The sequence below is a fragment of the Citromicrobium bathyomarinum genome, assembly GCF_038594605.1.
Taxonomy (GTDB): Bacteria; Pseudomonadota; Alphaproteobacteria; order Sphingomonadales; family Sphingomonadaceae; genus Alteriqipengyuania; species Alteriqipengyuania bathyomarina_B.
The window spans coordinates 57,885-77,262 of the sequence record NZ_JBCFZM010000005.1 but is presented as its reverse complement, the minus strand read 5'-3'; the positions used below and the strand labels follow the sequence as shown (position 1 = coordinate 77,262).

Annotated in this window: 15 protein-coding genes; 6 read left to right on the top strand and 9 right to left on the bottom strand. The window is 65.1% G+C overall.

Features of this window, described 5'->3' with window-relative positions; genetic code table 11:
- The first annotated feature begins 173 nt into the window (after positions 1 to 173).
- The 4 genes from AAG612_RS15590 (at position 174) to AAG612_RS15575 (ending at position 5,149) form a co-directional block, all read left to right on the top strand.
- Positions 174 to 953 carry a DUF4167 domain-containing protein gene (locus tag AAG612_RS15590; protein WP_342511761.1) on the top strand — a complete coding sequence of 260 codons (780 nt, stop codon included), beginning with the start codon at positions 174 to 176 and terminating at the stop codon, positions 951 to 953.
- Positions 954 to 1,026: 73 nt separating this feature from the next.
- Entirely contained in the window at positions 1,027 to 2,586 is a 1,560-nt protein-coding gene (lnt, locus tag AAG612_RS15585) for an apolipoprotein N-acyltransferase (RefSeq protein WP_342511759.1), read from the top strand.
- A gap of 49 nt (positions 2,587 to 2,635) precedes the next feature.
- On the top strand, positions 2,636 to 3,856 hold the full coding sequence (metK, locus tag AAG612_RS15580) for a methionine adenosyltransferase (RefSeq protein WP_342511757.1): 1,221 nt from the start codon (positions 2,636 to 2,638) through the stop codon (positions 3,854 to 3,856).
- An 18-nt stretch (positions 3,857 to 3,874) separates the two neighbouring features.
- Positions 3,875 to 5,149, top strand: coding sequence for a DUF418 domain-containing protein (locus tag AAG612_RS15575; protein WP_342511755.1), 1,275 nt, complete (start codon positions 3,875 to 3,877; stop codon positions 5,147 to 5,149).
- Here the strand turns inward: AAG612_RS15575 and AAG612_RS15570 are convergent.
- Genes AAG612_RS15570 through AAG612_RS15550 form a run of 5 tightly spaced genes read right to left on the bottom strand, consistent with a single transcriptional unit; the run spans position 5,146 to position 9,538 of the window.
- Positions 5,146 to 6,288, bottom strand: a complete 1,143-nt coding sequence (locus tag AAG612_RS15570; RefSeq protein ID WP_342511753.1) for a CaiB/BaiF CoA transferase family protein — start codon at positions 6,286 to 6,288, stop codon at positions 5,146 to 5,148. The genes AAG612_RS15575 and AAG612_RS15570 overlap by 4 nt on opposite strands.
- A gap of 46 nt (positions 6,289 to 6,334) precedes the next feature.
- Positions 6,335 to 7,213 carry an alpha/beta hydrolase gene (locus AAG612_RS15565; RefSeq protein WP_342511751.1) on the bottom strand — a complete coding sequence of 293 codons (879 nt, stop codon included), beginning with the start codon at positions 7,211 to 7,213 and terminating at the stop codon, positions 6,335 to 6,337.
- A complete protein-coding gene (locus AAG612_RS15560) occupies positions 7,213 to 7,878 on the bottom strand; it encodes a 3-oxoacid CoA-transferase subunit B (protein ID WP_342511750.1) in 666 nt (221 codons plus the stop codon). The genes AAG612_RS15565 and AAG612_RS15560 overlap by 1 nt, the downstream gene beginning before the upstream one ends.
- Positions 7,879 to 7,882: 4 nt before the next feature.
- The gene (locus AAG612_RS15555; RefSeq protein WP_342511748.1) at positions 7,883 to 8,797 is read right to left on the bottom strand and encodes a hypothetical protein; all 915 of its coding nucleotides are present in this window, start codon (positions 8,795 to 8,797) and stop codon (positions 7,883 to 7,885) included.
- 27 nt (positions 8,798 to 8,824) lie between these two features.
- The gene (locus AAG612_RS15550) at positions 8,825 to 9,538 is read right to left on the bottom strand and encodes a CoA transferase subunit A (protein ID WP_342511746.1); all 714 of its coding nucleotides are present in this window, start codon (positions 9,536 to 9,538) and stop codon (positions 8,825 to 8,827) included.
- A gap of 444 nt (positions 9,539 to 9,982) precedes the next feature.
- Here AAG612_RS15550 and AAG612_RS15545 point away from each other — a divergent pair, with 444 nt between their 5' ends.
- The gene (locus AAG612_RS15545; protein WP_342511743.1) at positions 9,983 to 12,295 is read left to right on the top strand and encodes a CDC48 family AAA ATPase; all 2,313 of its coding nucleotides are present in this window, start codon (positions 9,983 to 9,985) and stop codon (positions 12,293 to 12,295) included.
- Between the two features lie 8 nt (positions 12,296 to 12,303).
- On the opposite strand, the gene AAG612_RS15540 is transcribed toward AAG612_RS15545, so the two are convergent.
- Genes AAG612_RS15540 through polA form a run of 3 tightly spaced genes read right to left on the bottom strand, consistent with a single transcriptional unit; the run spans position 12,304 to position 17,679 of the window.
- Positions 12,304 to 13,392 carry a mechanosensitive ion channel family protein gene (locus AAG612_RS15540; RefSeq protein ID WP_342511741.1) on the bottom strand — a complete coding sequence of 363 codons (1,089 nt, stop codon included), beginning with the start codon at positions 13,390 to 13,392 and terminating at the stop codon, positions 12,304 to 12,306.
- A gap of 46 nt (positions 13,393 to 13,438) precedes the next feature.
- Complete coding sequence (locus AAG612_RS15535) at positions 13,439 to 14,815, bottom strand: sensor histidine kinase (RefSeq protein WP_342511739.1); 1,377 nt, start codon at positions 14,813 to 14,815, stop codon at positions 13,439 to 13,441.
- Positions 14,812 to 17,679 (bottom strand): DNA polymerase I, encoded by a 2,868-nt coding sequence (gene polA, locus AAG612_RS15530; RefSeq protein WP_342511737.1) that lies wholly within the window; start codon positions 17,677 to 17,679, stop codon positions 14,812 to 14,814. The genes AAG612_RS15535 and polA overlap by 4 nt, the downstream gene beginning before the upstream one ends.
- A gap of 210 nt (positions 17,680 to 17,889) precedes the next feature.
- Here polA and AAG612_RS15525 point away from each other — a divergent pair, with 210 nt between their 5' ends.
- Positions 17,890 to 18,162, top strand: a complete 273-nt coding sequence (locus AAG612_RS15525; RefSeq protein ID WP_342511735.1) for a hypothetical protein — start codon at positions 17,890 to 17,892, stop codon at positions 18,160 to 18,162.
- A gap of 105 nt (positions 18,163 to 18,267) precedes the next feature.
- Here AAG612_RS15525 and AAG612_RS15520 read toward each other — a convergent pair whose 3' ends face one another.
- Positions 18,268 to 19,296 carry a serine hydrolase gene (locus AAG612_RS15520; protein ID WP_342511734.1) on the bottom strand — a complete coding sequence of 343 codons (1,029 nt, stop codon included), beginning with the start codon at positions 19,294 to 19,296 and terminating at the stop codon, positions 18,268 to 18,270.
- Positions 19,297 to 19,378 lie beyond the last annotated feature (82 nt).

The window sequence follows — 19,378 nt, the reverse complement described above, 5'->3', positions numbered from 1 at the left end:
AATGGACGGTTTCTCGCGGGGGTCACGATCCGAAATCTGCGATGGGACCGGGCCTTTTCAAGGGCCTGCGATCTGCAAGAGATCGAAGATCATGCTTAGGGACAGGTGGGCCGCGGACCCAGCATAGCTGCGACGCCGCATCTATTGGCCCGACCACGCGGGAAGAGTATTCCTTGAACAACAATAGCAATCGTAACAACAACCGGCGGCGCGGCCGCAGCAATCGTAACCAGGGTGGCGGTGGCAACAGCGCCAACCGGATCGATAGCCGCGCGCGGGGCAATGCGCCCCAGCTGCTCGACAAGTACAAGAAGCTGGCGCAGGACGCCCAGCACAATGGCGACCGCGTGCAGACGGAATACTATCTGCAATTCGCGGACCATTACTTTCGGGTGATCGCGGACAACAAGGCCCGCCAGGACGAGCAGCGCGGCAAGCGCGACAACAACGACCGCGGGACGTCCAACGACGATTCCTCGGACGACGATGACGATCAGAACCGTGGTGATCAAAATCGGGGCAGCGACAATCGCGGCAACGACAGCCGCGGTAACGACAACCGGGGCGATGATGATCGCCGCAAGTCCAAGCCCAAGCGCGCCAGCCGCGGCGAAAAGCAGCGCGGACGCGACCGCGAGAATTCCGACTCCGAAGATTCCTCGGATGAGGGCGACCGGAACGACGGCGACGAGAAGTTCGAATCCGACGAGAACCCCTTCGTGCGCAAGCGCAAGGCCCCGCAGAAGCGAGCCAGCTCGCGCAAGCGGGCCGACGCGGGCGACAATGAGGAAGGCGAGATCGACGCGACCGTTCTGCCGCCCGCGATCGCGGCGGCAACCGGTAGCGATGACGCCGATGGCGGCGATGAAAAGCCCAAGCCTGCCAAGCCGCGTCGTCGCGCCCGCAAGTCGAGCGATGACGACGGAGACGAGGCGCTGAGCGCGGTCGGCTGACCCCGCTCGAGCCTCTCACCACGCTCATGGGCATGCGGCTGACGCTGGGTAGGGCGAGCAGCGGAGACGCCAGGTGCTGAACCGGGCTCTGCGACACCCCCGCATCGTTATCGCCGTGCTCGGGGCGATTGCCGCGCTTGGCTTTCCGCCGATCCATCTGTGGCCCATCGCATTGCTCGCCTTCGGTGCGGGCGCGATCCTGATCCGGTTCAGCGGATCGGTCCGCAGCGCGTTCTTTCGTGGCTGGCTGTTCGGCCTCACCCACTTCACCGCGACCAATCTGTGGATCGCAACCGCCTTTACCCATCAGGATCAGATGCCGGCCGTACTCGGCTGGCTCGCGGTGCCACTGCTTTCGGCCTATCTCGCGCTGTACCCTGCGCTCGCCTTTGCCGCCGCCTATCGGTTGGCGAGGGGGCGGAGCACGCTGGTCTATGCGCTGGCTCTGGGGGGCACGTGGATCCTGACCGAGTGGCTGCGGGCGAGCCTTTTCACCGGCTATGCCTGGGGGCCGTTCAGCCTCGCCTTGCTCGGCCCGTTCGATCGAGTCGGGCTGGCCGCGTTGCTGCCTGTCACCGGAACCTACGCGCTATCGGGGCTGGCGGCGGTGCTGTGCGTCGCGCTGCTGGATCAGTTGCTTCGGCGCGAATGGGTCACGCTCGGGATTGCTTCGGTTCTGCTGATTGCCGCCATGTACTGGCCTGCTGGCAAGGGCCCCGAAGGCACGCTGGCCTACACGCTGGTCCAGCCCGATCTGGATCAGGACGCGCTCAACGATGCGCGCCAATACGAACCCAGCTTCCTGACCCTTGCTGCGCTATCGGTGAGGCCGGAGGACCGCGACGCGCGCAGGCTGGTGCTCTGGCCGGAGGGGGTGCTGCCCGACTACCTGCGAGAAGGCTATCCGCAGCGCTATTACTCCGCGACGACCGCCGGGCGCGACCCGGCTTTTGCGCGCCAACGGATCGCGCGCGTGATCGGGGAGAACAGCGTGCTGCTGACCGGCACGATGGACCTCGAGATCGAAGGCGATCGCGCCGTCGCGGCCTATAATGTCGTCTCCGTGCTCGATGACGAGGGCAAAATCGTCGAAGGCTATCGCAAGGCCCATCTGGTGCCCTACGGCGAATATCTGCCGTTCCGCGATTGGCTCGAGCCGATCGGGCTTTCCCGGCTGGTCGCGGGCACGATCGATTTCATTCCGGGCCCCGGCCCGCAGACGCTCGACCTTGGCGAATATGGCCAAGCGGGCGTCCAGATCTGCTACGAAATCATCTTCTCGGGCCAGGTCGTCGACCGGGGCAATCGCCCCGACTATATCGTCAATCCGTCGATCGATGGCTGGTTCGGGCCGAGCGGCCCGCCGCAGCATCTCGCCCAGGCTCGCATGCGTGCGATCGAGGAAGGCCTGCCTGTGCTCCGCTCGACCACTACCGGCATCAGCGGCGTGATCGATTCGCGCGGGGTCGTGCGCCAGCATCTCGGACTGGGCGAGCAGGCGCGGCTGGAAGGCTTGGTTCCCCCGGCCGCCTCGCCCACATTGTTCGCGCTTATGGGCAACTGGCTGGCACTCGTCTGGGCGCTGGTGCTTCTCGGCTGCTCTCTGGTTGTCAAGCGGCGGAGCGCGCACTAGGGCGCTACATAGAGACATAAAGAACTCTTTATATCGAGGTAACAGCCCCATGCGCAGCAGCTACATTTTCACGTCCGAAAGCGTTTCCGAAGGCCATCCGGACAAGGTTTCAGACCAGATTTCCGATGCCATCGTCGATCTGATGCTCAGCAAGGACCCCGAAGCGCGGATCGCGTGCGAAACGATGACCACCACCCAGCGCGTGGTCCTCGCGGGCGAGATTCGCTGCGCACCGATGTACGACAACGGCGAATGGAAGCCGGGTGCTGCCGAGGAGATCGAAAAGGCGGTGCGCGATACGGTCAAGGAAATCGGTTACGAACAGAGCGGCTTCCATTGGGAAACGCTGACCTTCGAAAATCACCTGCATGGCCAGTCCAGCGAAATCGCGCAGGGCGTGGACGCGGGCACCGACGGTTCGAACAAGGATGAAGGCGCGGGCGATCAGGGCATCATGTTCGGCTATGCCTGCAACGAGACGCCGGACCTCATGCCCGCGACGCTCGATTACAGCCACAAGATCCTCCAGCGGCTGGCCGACGACCGCAAGTCGGGCGCTGCGCCCTTCCTCGAGCCCGATGCCAAGAGCCAGGTCACGCTGCGCTACGAGAACGGCAAGCCGGTGAAGGCGATCGCCATCGTCGTCTCGACGCAGCATGCGCCGGGCTATCACGAAGGCGACAAGGAAGCCGAATTGAAGGCTTACGTGAAGAAGGCCGTGGGCGAGGTGATGCCCGACGGGCTTATCGACGGCGACACCGTGTGGCACATCAACCCGACCGGCGCGTTCGAGATCGGCGGGCCCGACGGCGACGCCGGGCTTACGGGGCGCAAGATCATCGTCGACACCTATGGCGGCGCTGCGCCCCACGGCGGCGGCGCATTCAGCGGCAAGGACCCGACCAAGGTCGACCGCTCGGCTGCCTACATCACCCGCTATCTGGCCAAGAACGTGGTTGCCGCCGGCCTCGCCACGCATTGCACGATCCAGCTGTCCTACGCGATCGGCGTGTCCGAACCGCTGTCGGTCTATGTCGACCTCCACGGCACCGGCACCGTCTCCGAAGAGGCGCTGGAAGACGCGATCCGCGGGATGACCAAGCTGGGCGGCCTGACCCCGCGCGGCATTCGCACCCATCTCGGCCTCAACAAGCCGATCTATCGCCAGAGCGCGGCCTATGGCCACTTCGGCCGGATCGCGGCAGGCGATGCTTTCCCGTGGGAGCGGACCGACCTGGTCGACGATCTCAAGGCTGCCGTCGGCAAATAAGCCGTCAGCCAGCGCACAATGACAAGGACCGGCACTCCGCTGACAGCATCTGGGCTGACAGCATCGGAGGCGCCGGGCCTTGTCGCGTCCGGCTCAGACACTGGTGGCCGAGTGGTCGCGCTCGACGCGCTGCGCGGCATCGCGGTGGCGGGCATCGCGTTGATGAATGTCTATATCTACGCGCTGCCCCCCGCTGCCTATTTCAACCCGGTGGCTGCGGGCAACGAGAGTGTGCCCGACTGGCTGGTCTGGGGGCTGAGCTTCGTGCTGGTCGAGGATAAGTTCCGCAGCCTGTTCGCCATGTTGTTCGGCGCCGGGGTGGCGATCCTGATCGAGCGGGCGCAGGGCGCGGGCGAGGGGCACCCGGTCCGCGACCACATCGCGCGCATGCTGGTTCTGTTCGCGATCGGCGCGGCGCACGCGATCCTGCTCGCCAACAACGACGTGCTGCGCCTTTACGCCATGGCGGGGCTCTTCCTGCCGCTGTTCCTCTGGCTGAGCGCGCGCGACCTGCTGCTCGCAGGGGCCGTGCTGATGGTGCTGCACGTGCTCGGCGGGACGCTGATGGCTTTCCTGTGGCTCACCGCCGATCCCGGCACACCCTCGGCGGTGCTGCCCGCGCAGGCCTTCGGCTCCGATCCGGTGGCACTCGATTACGCGCAGGTGATGGGGACCGAGGATTTCGGCGAGCGGATGGCACGGCGCCTCTCCGGCTTTTTCGCCGCGCTTGGGACGCAGGTGCCCGGGATTCCCTCGACGCTCGGCACGATGCTGATCGGGGCCGGGCTGTGGCGTAACGGCCTGCTACAGGGGCGCTGGGATCGGGGGCGGTCTTTCGCCCTGGCGGCGCGGTTGGCTTCGATCGCTCTGCCCGTGCTGTGCATGCTCATGATGCTGGATGCATGGGCGGATTTCGCGGGCGCGATGGTCGGCCCCGTCTCGCTCTTCTGGTCGCTGCCCTTCGACCTGATGCTGGCGGTTGCCTACGCGGCGACGGTTATAGCGGTGTTCTCGGGCCGCGAGAGCGCGCTGCGCACCCGTCTCGCCGCAGCCGGACGGCTGTCGCTGACCAACTACCTGCTCACCAGCCTCGTCTTCGCGCTGATCTTCTACAGCTGGGGGATAGGCCTCTACGGCAGCTTATCGCGGAGCGCGGCCTTCGCACTCGCGTTCGTTCCGATCGCGCTGATGATGCTGTGGTCGCCGCTTTGGCTCGCGCGCTTCCGGCAGGGCCCGTTCGAATGGCTATGGCGCGGGATCGCGCGCGGGCGGTTCGGTCCGATCCTGCGCTAGTCGTCCTGCCCGAGCTTGGGCGAAGGCTCGCCCAGAGCCAGCTCGGCATCGGAGAATTTGAACGGGCTGCGCAGGCCGGTGAGCCCATCGGCCATCGGGAAGGTCATCCCGCGCGCCTGCACCTGCGGTTCCTCGAACACCTCGGACACCTCGTAGATCGGTCCGGCGGGCACACCCGCCTCGCGACAGTGACGAAGCAGCGTCTCGCGCTCCCACTGCGCGGTCTCGGCGGCGATGATCCCGTCGATCTCGGCGCGGTTGGCGATCCGCGCCTCGTTGGTGGCGAAGCGTTCGTCGTCAAGCAGGTCGTGCCTCTCGAACACCTCGAGGAGCTTGCGGAAGAGGCGGTCGTTTGCGGGCGAAAGCACCACCGGCCCGTCCTTGGTCGGGAACACGCCATAGGCGCTGACCTGTGCATGCATATTGCCCATGCGGGCCGGATTCTGCCCGGTCGTGAAGAAGCTCTGCGCCTGATGCGCGAGGAGCGCCACCGAGCAGTCGTAAAGCGCCATGTCGATATGCTGGCCCTTGCCCGTCCGCTGCCGCATCGCGAGCGCGGCTTGGATGGCGATGGTCGAATAGAGGCCGCAGAACAGGTCGCTGATCGACATGCCGTGCTTCATCGGCTCGCCCTCGGGCTCCCCGGTCAGCGCCATGAACCCGCTCATCGCCTGGATCACGAAGTCGTAGCCTGGCTCGTTGCGGCGGGGGCCGTCCTGTCCGAAGCCGGTGATTGAGCAATAGACGAGGCCGGGATTGGCATAGGCCAGGCTTTCGTAGTCGAGCATGAATTTTGCCAGCTTCCCCGGCAGGAAATTCTCGATCACGACGTCGGCCTGCCCCGCGAGGTCCGTCACATTTGCGAGATCCTCAACATTCCTGAAATCGGCGGTAATCCCACGCTTGCCGCGATTGCAGCCGTGGTAATAGGCCGCTTCGCGCGCCCCATCCTCGCGCTCGACAAAGGGCGGGCCCCATTGCCGCGTTCCGTCACCCTCGGGCGCTTCGACCTTGATCACGTCCGCGCCCAGATCCGCCAGCGTCTGCCCGGCGAAGGGCCCGGCGAGGATGCGCGCGAGTTCGAGCACCTTGAGGCCAGCCAGCGGTGCGTCCGGGTTGCGGGGTTTGTCGAGCCACATGGGTGCCTCGCTGGGCCAGCGGGGTGCCGAGGTCAAGCCGGGCTGGTCACATCGCCCGGTCGAGGAAGCGCACGCTGCGATCCAGCACCGGGGCCTTGCCGCGGAATGGTTTCGACAGCGCCATGACCACGTTCTCGTGGCTCAGCCCCTCGTAATTCTCCGCCTCGACCGGCGCGCCCACTTCGCGCAGCTTCGCTGCCAGATTCTCCGTATTGTAGGGGCGAACCACGGTGTCTGCGCTCGATGTGATCAGCAGCATGGGCGGCGCATCGGCCCGCGCCCACGCTATCGGCTGTGTGTCTCGCGGCTCGGGCCATTGCGACATCGCGTCGATCGAACGCTTCTTGTCGAAGGGGTAGAAGTCATAGGGCCCCGAAAGCCCGACCACCGCCTTCACCGCGTCCGGCCGGAGCCCGGCGGCGCGCAACCAGCGCGGATCGAGCGCGAGGGTCACTGCCGTATGCGCTCCGGCGGAATGCCCCGCCAGCGCGATCCGGTTTGGGTCGCCGCCCAGTTCCGCAATGTTCTTGCGGGTCCAGTCAACCGCTTCCGCACCATCCTCGATGAAGGCAGGGAAGCGCACCTCGGGCACTTTGCGGTAATCGGGAATGACAACGACGAACCCCTGCGATGCGAAGGCCCGCCCGGCAAAAGCGTAGGCATCGCGGTCGCCCTTCACCCAGCCGCCGCCATGGAAGAAGACGACCACCGGGCGCAGTTGCTCGCTATCCTGCGCAGGCGCCCAAACATCGAGCATCTGGCCGTGATCGCCAAAGGCGACACCGGACGCGACGCGCTCCGTGCCCTTTCCGCCTCCGGCGAGGCCGTCCACCATCGAAAGCAGCTTGGGCGGCGAGGTGAAGGCGACTGTCAGGCCGATCGCCAGGACAAGCAGAATCAGCGCGACGACAATCGCGCGGATCATCACGCCGTCTCCAGGGCTACCTCGTACTTGGCGCTCGTGCTGTTTGCGATGTCCTTTTCGGTCACACCCGGAGCCAGTTCGATCAGGCGGAAGGCGCTGTCGTGATCGGGCCGCTGGAACACACCCAGATTGGTGATGATCATGTCGACCACGTTGGTGCCGGTCAGCGGCAGCGAGCATTCGGGGATGAACTTGGGGTCGCCGTGCTTGGAGGTGTGGTCCATCACCACGATGATTTTCTTGACGCCCGCGACCAGATCCATCGCGCCGCCCATGCCCTTGATCATCTTGCCGGGGATCATCCAGTTGGCGATGTCGCCGTTCTCACCCACTTCCATCGCACCGAGCACGGTCAGGTCGATATGCCCGCCGCGGATCATGCCGAAGCTGGTCGCGCTGTCGAAATAGGCGCTGTGAGCCAGTTCGCTGATCGTCTGCTTGCCCGCGTTGATCAGGTCGGCGTCTTCCTCGCCCTCCACCGGGAAAGGACCGATACCGAGCATGCCGTTCTCGCTCTGCAGCGTCACATGCATGCCTTCGGGGATGTGGTTGGCGACCAGCGTGGGGATGCCGATGCCGAGGTTGACGTAATAACCATCCTGCAGCTCGCGCGCCGCTCGGGCGGCCATCTGGTCGCGGCTCCAGCCTGTCGTTTCGTCGGTCATGAATTCAGCCTTCTTCGGGTGAGGATGTCGTGGTGAGGGGGGCGGGCGCCACGAACCACGCCTCGCCGTAAAGTTCGTCGAACGGGAGCGCGGCATCCGGATTCTTGAGGTAGGAATAGAGCTCGTCGAAATCGCGCTTTTCGTCACCCAGAATGGCGACGATGCAATAGTCTGCGGCAGCATCCGCGCGGCGGGTCGCCTTGGTTTCCTGCTCGTAGCGAACGAGATAAAGCTCGTCATTGCCCAGCGTGTCGAGCCCGCTGCGCAGTAGCGCCCGGCGTACCGATCCGGCGCGCACAGCGGTATGGCGCGAGAGCCAGAGCACCGCGACCTCTTGCGCCCGCAGTGCAGCGAGCACGCGGGTCAGCGGCTCGGGTGCGGTCACGCTCTCGCCCAGCGGGGCGGCGTCTTCTCCGGGATCGAGATCGACCAGCACCGCGGTCTGGGCGAAGGCGCACTCGGCTCGCTCGGGCGTCATTGCGCCCGGATCGGCGAGGATGGCGGACTTGCGCTTCTCTTCGGTGAAAGGGTCGGCCTGGGCAATCGCCGTGACCTTGGCAAAAAGCGCCGAAAAAGTGCGCTCTTCCTCGGTGGTCGGCCCCGCCGGGCCGCGCATCTCGGGCAAGGGCGCGACAGTGGCTGCATCCGCCGATGCAAGCGCTACCGCTTCGGTCTCGGTGCCCGCCGCGATTTCGGAACCGGTCTCGTCGCGATTGTCGGACTCTTCGCCGCTCGCACCTTCGGCAACCGGACTCTCTTCCGCATCGTTTGCCGCTGCCTTGCTCGCTTCCGGCTTATCGTCCTTCAGCGACTGCCTGCCCATCGCAAGACCCGCTGCGATCGGCACTGCGGCGGCGACGCAGCCGGACAGGCCGGGCGTGGCGGCGAGCAGGAGGAGGGGAACGAAAAGGCGTTTCATTGCGATGTGCCCAGAGCGCCGGGGTGGTCAGGCGGCTTCGCGTACGGTGCTGAATTCGATCTTCTTGTCGTACGGCGCGCCCACGATCATCCGCTGAACGAACACGCCGGGCAGGTGGATGCAGTCCGGGTCGAGCGATCCGGCTGGCACGATCTCCTCTACCTCGACCACGCACACCTTGCCGCAGGTCGCGGCGGGCACGTTGAAATTGCGCGCGGTCTTGCGGAACACGATATTGCCGGTTTCATCGGCCTTCCAGGCTTTGACGATCGAGAGGTCCGCGAAGATACCTTTTTCGAGGATGTAGTCCTGCGGGCCTTCGCCGGCGTCGAACTGCTTGACCTCTTTGCCTTCGGCCACCTGCGTGCCGACACCGGTCTTGGTGTAGAAGCCCGGAATTCCGGCGCCGCCCGCGCGCATGCGCTCTGCCAGCGTCCCTTGCGGGCAGAACTCCACCTCGAGCTCGCCTGCGAGAAACTGGCGTTCGAACTCCTTGTTCTCGCCGACGTAGGAGCTGATCATCTTCTTCACCTGCTTGGTCCGCAGCAGCTTGCCGATGCCTTCATTGTCGATTCCGGCATTATTGCTGGCGAAGGTGAGGCCGGTGACGCCGCTGTCGCGAATCGCGTCGAGCAGGCGTTCCGGGATGCCGCACAGGCCGAAGCCTCCGCTGGCGATCAGCATATCGTCCTTGAGTACGCCTTCCAGAGCGGCTGCGGCATCGGGGAAGAGTTTCTGCATGGGTCTCCGTCAGGGTCGAAAGTGGGAGGATCAGGGGGATGTTTAGGGGCTCGGCGCTGACTTGTCATCCCGAACGACCGCCGCAAATTGCTGCACTGCAATAGGGCGGGATCGCTGTGACAAGCTTGTCAACGTCGATATTCCGCCATTCTAGTCGCGTTGCAAAAATCTCAACTACGAATGTCTATTTCGCACTTGCGAAGAATCACGTGTTGCGCCACAACAATGGGGCCTTTCAGGCATCCTCTCCCAAACTTTATACCCGGCTGGTTCGCCAGCCGGGTTTTTTCTTGTCCGCGCCGGACGCAAGCCGCGCCGTCGGACCCATGCGCGCGCTCGTCCATTCCCTAAGCGCCACTTTCATAAATCGCTGGCTGACCTATCTAGGCCGCCACGTTCTGTGTCCGAGGCATTCGGACGCGAAAGCCGGGAGAGCATACACACATGGCCGACAGCGAAACCGCCACGCAAGACAAGACCGTCCGCCTGCAGGTGGCCGCCGCCCGGCAGGAAGAGAGCGGCCGCGGCGTCGCCCGCCTGCCGCGCAGCGCGATGCAGGCGCTCGGTGTGACCGAAGGCGATGTCGTGCAGCTTTCGGGCAAACGCGCCACCGCTGCCATCGCGATGGCTGCCTATGACGAGGATCAGGCGCTCTCGGTCGTGCGTCTCGATGGTCTCCAGCGCGCCAATGCGGAGGTCGGCTCGGGCGAGCATGTGAAGATCGAAACGGCGCAGTCGCGCCCCGCGACTCGCGTGGTCTTCGCGCCCGCCAGCCGCGAGATGCGGTTGCAGGGTCCCACGCAGGCGCTCAAGCGCAACTTCTTCCGCAAGCCGATCGTCAGTGGCGATCTGGTCGCCACGACCGGCCAGCAGCCGGTCCAGAACATGCCGCCGGAAGTCCAGCGCATGTTCAATGCGCCCGCCTATGCGCTGACGCAAATACGCCTGCGCGTCATCAGCACCGCGCCCAAGGGCATCGTCCACATCGACGAGAGCACCGAGATCGAGCTGCGCGCCAATTTCGAAGAACCCGCCGCGGGCCGCTCGGTCGTCAATTACGACGATGTCGGCGGCATCTCGGAGACGATCCAGCAACTGCGCGAAATGGTCGAGCTGCCGCTGCGCTATCCCGAGCTGTTCACGCGCCTCGGCGTCGATCCGCCCAAGGGCGTGCTGCTGCACGGCCCGCCGGGAACGGGCAAGACGCGTCTGGCGCAGGCTGTCGCAAATGAAAGCGATGCCGAATTCTTTGCCATCAATGGGCCCGAGATCATGGGCTCTGGCTATGGCGAATCGGAAAAGCGCCTGCGCGAAGTGTTCGACAACGCGAACCAGAACGCGCCCGCGATCATCTTCATCGACGAGATCGATTCGATCGCCCCCAAGCGCGACAGCGTGCCCGGCGAGGCGGAGAAGCGGCTGGTCGCCCAGCTCCTGACTTTGATGGACGGGCTCGAATCGCGCGCCAACATTGTCGTCATAGCAGCCACCAACCGTCCCGACGCGATCGACGAAGCGCTGCGGCGCCCAGGCCGCTTCGACCGCGAGATCGTGATCGGTGTGCCCGACGAGAACGGCCGGCGCGAAATCCTTGCCATCCACACCCGCGGCATGCCGCTGGGCGAGGGCGTGGATCTGAAGGAACTGGCCAAGGTCACGCACGGCTTCGTCGGCGCCGATATCGCGGCGCTTGCGCGCGAGGCCGCGATCGATGCGGTGCGCCGGATCATGCCGCAGATCGATCTCGACGCGCAGACGATCCCGACCGAAGTGCTCGAAAACCTGCATGTCGGGCGCGACGATTTCCTCTCGGCGCTCAAACGCATCCAGCCTTCCGCGATGCGCGAAGTCATGGTGCAGGTGCCCGATGTCGGCTGGGACGATCTGGGCGGTATCGACGACGCGATAGAAAAGCTGAAAGAAGGCATCGAACTGCCGATCAGGAACCGCGAGGCGTTCCATCGCCTCGGCATCCGGGCCGCCAAGGGCTTTCTGCTCTACGGGCCGCCGGGCACCGGCAAGACGCTGCTGGCCAAGGCCGTCGCCAAGGAAGCGGATGCGAACTTCATCTCGATGAAGTCGTCCGATCTGCTGTCCAAGTGGTACGGCGAGAGCGAACAGCAGATCGCCAAGATGTTCCGCCGTGCGCGCGCAGTCTCGCCGTGCGTCATCTTCATCGACGAGATCGACAGCCTCGTGCCCGCGCGCGGTTCCGGCAGCATGGAACCGCAGGTGACGGGCAGGGTGGTCAATACGATCCTTGCCGAGATGGACGGGCTGGAAGAGCTTCAGTCGGTGGTCGTGATCGGTGCGACCAACCGTCCGACGCTGGTCGACCCCGCCTTGTTGCGCCCCGGGCGTTTCGACGAGCTGGTTTACGTCGGCACGCCCGACGCCAAGGGGCGCGAGCAGATCCTTGGCATTCACACCGGCAATATGCCGCTGGCGGACGATGTCAGCCTGGCGAAAGTTGCGGGCGAGACCGAGCGATTTACCGGCGCCGATCTGGAAGACGTCGTGCGGCGTGCAGGCCTCGTCGCTTTGCGCCGGGCGGGCGCGGACGTGCAGCAGGTCATCATGGCCGACTTCACCGAAGCCCTGAACGACAGCCGCGCCTCGGTCACGCCCAAGATGGAACAGGAATACAAGAAGATGCGCGGCGAGCTTAAAAAGCGCGCGGCAGAACCCATGCCGATCGGCTTCATCACCGAAGGCATGGTTTCATCCACGCGCGACAGCAAGCACGGCGGCGAATAGGCGAAAGCTTAGGCCCCGCGCTCGTTCGCGGCTTCGACTTCCAGCCGGTGGCGGATCAACGCCACCGGCTGGTTCTCGCGCAGCCATTGGAGCATGTGCTCGCGCACAGCGCAGCGCAGATCCCACAGATCGCCGATGCTCGCAGCGGTCATGGAAAGACGCAGCGCGATGCTTTCCGGGTGGGCATCGACCACCAGGGCTGCGGCATCGCGATGATCCCACAGAGGATGTTCGTTTAGGAAATCGAGAAATGCCTGCCGGATCGGCGGCACATCGGCAATCGGATCGAGATTGAGCATCACGGTTCCGGTCAGCTGATCGCCCGAACGCGACCAGTTCTCGAAGCTTTCCTCGAAGAACTTGCCTGTCGGCACGACCAGCACCCGCTCGTCCCACACCCGAACCACCACGAAGGTCATTCGGATTTCCTCGACCCGGCCGGTCTCGCCGTCGACCTTGACCATGTCACCGATCCGAATCGGCTCGGTCAGCGCCATCTGGATGCCCGCGATCAGCGATTTGAGCGCAGGCTGGGCGGCAGCGCCGATCGCCAGTGCGGCAAGGCCAGCCGAGGCCATGAGAGTGACGCCGACCTGCCGCACGCCGGGGATGCTCAGCAGCACGAGCGCAAGCGTGATGACGACAATCAGGCTGGAGGTGGTCCGGCGGAAAATCTCGATCCGGGTTTTGCGGCTGCGCATGTGGATCGGGTCGAGCCGGGTTTCCATCCGGCGCTCGTGCGCGATGGCTGCGCCCTTCACGAAAGCGAGCGCCAGCCAGCCGAAAATCAGCGGCGCGAGGAAATCCGAGATCGCGTCCCACACCGGCTCGACCATCGGCAGCCGTTCCGCCGCTGCCGAGATCGCGATGGCTACCGCGAGCCAGCGCGACGGCGCGCGTACTGCCTCGAAGATCGGCTCGCCGTATCTTGCCGGGCCATGGCCGCTGGCCCGGCGAAGCAGGCCGAAGGCGAGGCGGTGAATGGCGAGTGAGATCGCAACCGCCAACCCGATCAGCGCAGCGGCGACCAGCACCCTGTCGGGCGACACCGCCCATTGCGTGGGGTCGAATAGGTTCGTGATCGAAGAGAGCGTCATCGCGAGTCGATTATGAGGGGCAGAGCCCCGTATCAAGCTCGGACGGTCAAGCCTTGAGTGGCTTTGGGTTTGCGGGGAAGGCAATGCTGACGGTGACCCCGCGCGGGCCGAAGGTGCGCTCTATCTCGCCGCCGAGCTGGCGGGCCGCGCCGGTCATCATCGTGCTGCCGAAGCCCCCGCCACCCTGTTGGCGCGCACGGTCATCGTCGGCGCCATGCCGACTCTGCAATTCTTCGGACGTCTCTTCCTGCCATTCGAGATGCAGCAGATCGTCCTGCTTGCGCCAGCGGACGGTCAGCAGGCCGTGCGCTTGCCAGCAGCCGTATTTGACGGCGTTGGTGGCCAGCTCGTGCAGCACGAGGCCCAGCGGGGTGACCTGGATCCGGTCGATCGTCACGTCGTCGCCATCCAGCTCCAGCCGCTTCTCTGCCGATACATGCGGTTGGACCGTCGCTTCGACCAGCGCGCGCACCGATGCTCCGCCCTGTCGGTTGAGCCGGTCCGCTGCCGTGCCCGTCCCCTGCGTCACTTCATGCGCGGTCAGCAGCGCGCGGATGCGCGAGGCGATCCCGTCGCGGTAGGAATTGACGTCCGCCGCTTCGCGCGCGCTCATCTGGACGATGGCGAGCACCATCGCGAAGAGGTTCTTGACCCGGTGGTTGAGTTCCTGCGCGAGCAGGTCGGCGCGGTCGCGCTCTCTCTCCAGCTCGCGGGCCTGCGCGGCCTCGGTCTCCGCTTGCGCGGTGCGGGCGACAAGCACCGCACCAAGGATGATGGCGCCGATCAGCAGCAGCAGGAGGACGCCGAGCAGCGGCACGATACGCTGCTCGGCTGCCTGCGCCCGCGCGCTCTGCTGCTCCTGCAGCTGGCCTTCGATCTCGGCGAGGGCGTCTATGGCACCGGTCAGCCGTTGCATGGCATCGTAACCGTCGCCCATCAGGATGCGCCGCCGTGCATCGCGGAGCCGGCCGGCCTCGAGCTGCCCGATCGTCTGGTCGAGTTCGCCGAACTTGTCGTCGAGGGCGCTCACGATTTCGCCGTAGTGCGCCAGCTGTTCCTCGGTGGCGCCTTCATCCAGCGCTGCGGAAAGGTCGTCGAGTCCGGCGGCGGCATTGGCACGCGAGGTCCGGTAAGGTTCGAGGTAACGCTGGTCGAGCGTGATGAAATAGCCACGCTGCGCGCTTTCGGACGATAGCGCCGCACGTTCGATCCGATCGAGCACGCGCAGGATATCGTCCGCCCGCTCAACCTGGATGCGCTCCGCGCGCTCGGCCGCTCCGGTCGACAGAAGCAGGGCAATGGCGCCGAGGATCGCGCCCGCCATCGCGCCCAACACCAGCCAGTTGAACCACCGGCGGATGAATACGCGAAACGGAGCCGGCGTGAGCGAGGGCTCGGAAGATCGGGGAGCGGCTGGGCTCAATGCGCGTCGTCCCAGCTGAGCCCGGTGCCGATGTCGATCCCCAGCGGTACGGTGAGTTCGACGGCAGGTGTCGCCGCTTCGGCCATCACCTGCTCGATCACGGGCTTCGCATCATCAACCAAGCCTTCGGGCAGTTCGAACACCAGTTCGTCATGCACCTGCAACAGCATGCGCACGCCATCGGGTGCGCCGGGTTGCAGGCCGGCATCGGCCAGTGCGGGGCCCATGCGCGCCATCGCCCGCTTGATGATATCGGCGCTGGTGCCCTGGATCGGCGCGTTGATAGCGGCGCGCTCGCTTCCCTGCCGTTCGGCCTGGTTCTTGGAATTGATCCGCGGGAACCACGTTTTGCGCCCGAAGAGCGTTTCGGAATAGCCGCGCTCCCGCACCGTCTCCAGCGTGGAAACGATGTAGCGCTGGATGCCCGGGAAGCGCGCGAAATAGGTGTCGATCAGGTCCTGGGCCTCCTCGGCCTCGATTCCCAGCCGACCGGCGAGCCCCCAGCGCGAGATGCCGTAGAGAATCGCGAAGTTGATGGTCTTGGCACGCGCGCGCGTGTCGCGGTCGACCTCGCCGAACATTTCGCGGGCCGTACGATTGTGAATGTCCTCGCCCGCCGCGAAGGCTTCGCGCAAGGGCTCAACGTTCGCCATGTGCGCCGCGAGCCGCAGCTCGATCTGCGAATAGTCGGCGGCGAGCAGGACATTGCCCGGCTCCGCGACGAAGGCCTGGCGGATTTCGCGGCCGATTTCGGTCCGGATCGGGATGTTCTGCAGGTTCGGGTCGGTCGAGCTCAACCGCCCGGTCTGCGCCCCCGTGAGGCTGTAGCTGGTATGCACGCGCCCGGTGTTCGGGTTGATCGCCTGCTGCAGGGCGTCGGTATAGGTCGACTTGAGCTTCGCCAGCTGGCGCCATTCGAGCACCTTGGTCGCGATCGGCGCGCCCTGTGCGTCGAGCTTTTCGAGCACCGACTGGTCGGTCGAATATTGCCCGCTCTTGCCTCGCTTGCCGCCCTTATAGCCCATCTTCTCGAACAGGATTTCGCCCAGCTGCTTGGGGCTGCCGACCGCGAACTCCTGCCCTGCGATCTCGTGAATTTCGCCTTCCAGCCGCGCGATCTCGGTCGCGAAGCGTTCCGACAGGCCGACGAGGCGGTCGCGATCGACCCGGATGCCGTGCCGTTCCATCCCGGCCACCACCGGGATCAGCGGGCGGTCGACGCGTTCGTAAACGCGCGTGCCGCCTTCCACCGCGAGCCGCGGCTTGAGGTGCCGGTACAGCCGCAACGTCACGTCTGCGTCTTCGGCGGCATATTCGGTCGCGCGATCCAGCGGCACCTGGCCGAAGGGGATCGCCTTCTTTCCCGTGCCGCACATTTCCTTGAAGGTGAGGCAAGTATGGCCGAGGTGGCGCTGTGCCAGTTCGTCCATGCCGTGGCCGCCGCCGATCCCGTCCTGCGAGCGCCCGGCATCGAGCGCGAAACTGACGATCATCGTATCGTCGATCGGCGCGATCGCTATGTCGTGGCGGGCGAGCACGTTCAGATCGTACTTGATGTTCTGGCCGACCTTGAGAACCGCATCGCTCTCCAGCAGTGGCTTCAACTTCTCCAGCGCCGTGGCGAGCGGGATCTGCTCGGGGCGCTGCGCAAACATATCGTCCCCGCCTGCGTCCGACGTATAATGCGTGAGAGGGATGTAGCAGGCCTCGTTCGGCCCCACCGCGAGACTGATGCCGACAAGCTCCGCCTGCATCGCATCCAGAGCGCTGGTTTCGGTATCGACCGCGACGAGACGGGCCTTGAAGGACCTCTCGATCCACGCATCGAGCGCCTCGACGCTCTGCACGCATTCGTAGGCGCTGCGGTCGACATCCGGCATGTCGGGCAGCGGCTGGCGATTGCCCTGGGGGGCGTGGCCCTCGCCCTCGTTCTGTGGCTTGGCAGGATGGAGCTGGGTGCTCGGTCCCGGCCCGCCATTGCCGCCTTCCAGCCGCCGCATCAGGCTGGTAAAGCCATGTTCGCTCAGGAACGCGGTAAGCGGTTCGGGCGGGATTGTCGCGATCTTCATGTCCTCGATCGCGATCGGTAGCGGGCAGTCTTCCTTCAGCGTAACCAGCACCCGGCTGAGCTCGGCGTCGCCGCGATGTTCGAGCAGGCGTTCCTTCAGCTTGCTCTTCTTCATGTCGGTCGCCGAATCGAGCGCGGCAGTCAGCGATCCGTGATCCTGGATCAGCTTGCTGGCGGTCTTGGGCCCGACACCGAAGATACCCGGAATATTATCGACCGAATCGCCCATCAGCGCGAGCACGTCGCCCACCAGCTCGGGCGGGACGCCGAATTTTTCGCGCACTTCTTCCGGCCCGATCCGCGCGCTCTTCATCGTGTCGAGCATGTCGATCGTGCCGCCTTGCTCGCTGGTCCCGATCAACTGCATCAAGTCCTTGTCGGACGAGACGATGGTCACATCCCACCCTTGCCTGGCGGCGGTGCGGGCATAGGAGGCGATCATATCGTCCGCCTCGACGTCGGGCTCTTCGATCAGCGGCAGGCTGAACGCCCGGGTGGCGTGGCGGATCAGCGGGAATTGCGGGACCAGATCCTCGGGCGGGGCGGGGCGGTTGGCCTTGTATTGATCGTAGATTTCGTTGCGAAAACTCTTGCTCGACTTGTCGAGCACCACCGCGAGATGCGTCGGCCCGTCCGCCTTGTCCAAATCCTCTGCCAGCTTCCACAGCATCGTGGTGTAGCCATAGACCGCGCCCACGGGCGTGCCCTCGGGATTGGTCAGCGGTGGCAGCCGATGGTAGGCCCGGAAAATATAGGCGGAGCCATCGACGAGATAGAGGTGCTGCTTGTCGGCCATGGCCCCTGCTAGCAGTGCCCCGGTGGCCCGTCAGCCTCGTTATCCGCATAAAAAAGGCGGTAAAAAGGCAAAATCATGGTCTTTGCCTCAATTGAGGCTTGCCATGCCACATTCTTGCCATTATCTACGAATCAGAAGCCGCCGAATGGATGGGGTTTCAGCCAGTCGCGGCAATCCGCGACAGGACAAATTTGAAGAAGGACCAACATTATGCGTAAGATCGTTCTGGCCTCGGCCATCGCCGTTTCGGCTCTCGGCCTCGCCGCTTGCTCGGAAAGCACCGAAGACGCAGCCGGCGACACCGTCGACAGCGCCGCAGCCGACACCGAAGCGAACCTCGACGCCGTCGGCGAAGAGCTCGACGAAACCGCTGCCGACGTCGATGCGGCTGCTGACGAAGCCGCTGCGGAAGCTGAAGAAGCGACCACCGAAGCGGAAGCCGAAATCGAAAACGAATCCGAAACCGAAGCCGCCAACGACTAAGGCGCGCTTCCTTCGGGAAAAAAAGAAGGGCGGGGCCTCGCGGCTCCGCCCTTTCTTTATGTGTCCGACCTGCGGGCTTCGCCTGAAGCGATCAAGCCGGAGGGCCTATCGCCCGCCCGAGCCGTAATTGGCCGTTGCCCAGACGCGCCCGTCGCTCGGCGTGCGCTGGCCGAACCCGCGATACAGCGCACTGGTGATCGATGCGATCCGCTCATCGCGCAGGCGGCGAGCCTGCAATTTCTCAGCGCGGCTGCCGTTCTCGACCGCCATCGACGCACTCTGCCCGGTAACGTAAATCGCTGCGGCGATCGGACGACCGTCGGGCGTATAGAAGATGCCGATATCGCTCGCCGTACGGCTGAGCGTGCCGGTCTTGTGCGCGAGATTGGCGGTCATCGGCAGGGCCGAGGTCATCCGACGCTTGCCCGTCACGGTTTCCGACATCGCGTTCATCAGCACCTGGCGCGAATAGGGGCTTAGCCATTCGCCCCGATAGATGCCCGCCAGAAGCTTGCCCATTGCGCGCGGCGAAGCGCTGTCCTTGAGGTCGATTTCGGATGCGGGGTCGATCCGGCCGTCTTCACGCACCAGCGCCGCGATATTGCGGGTCAGCTGGAAATCGTAAATTCCGGCACTGCGCATCCAGGCATTGACCGCCTGCGGTCCGCCAACCGCATTGAGCAGCGCATCGGTGCAATCGTTGCAGCTGCGGCTGATCATGAGATCGAGATGCTCACGCGCGGAGATATATTTGCCGCGGCCCGGCAGCTCGAACTCGCTCGTCAGGCTCCAGCGGCCTTCGTCCACTCCGGCAAGAAAGGTGGCGGCGATCGCCACCTTGCTGGTGCTGGCCATGGGAAAACGCTGATCGGCAAGGACGCCGATCTCCTGCCCGGTCGTCAGGTCGATGGCGTACACGCCGATTCGGCCCATCGACCCATCGGCCAGAACGGCGACCTGCCGTTCGAACGGAGAGTCGTAAACCGCTTCGAAGGTCTGGGGTGCGCGGACATCGGTCCCGAACGTATTGTCGAACTGCGCTTCCAGCGAAACCTGCTGCGCAGCAGCCGGTGCGAGGGGGAGCGCGGCGGCAGCCAGCGCGATTGCGAATGTCGACCCGAGTTTCTTCAGCATGACCCCGTCCGTAGCTTGCGACCTATGTGCCCAGCATTAATGCCCAGCCTTAACAACGCCTCAAGCATAATTTTAGCCTTGC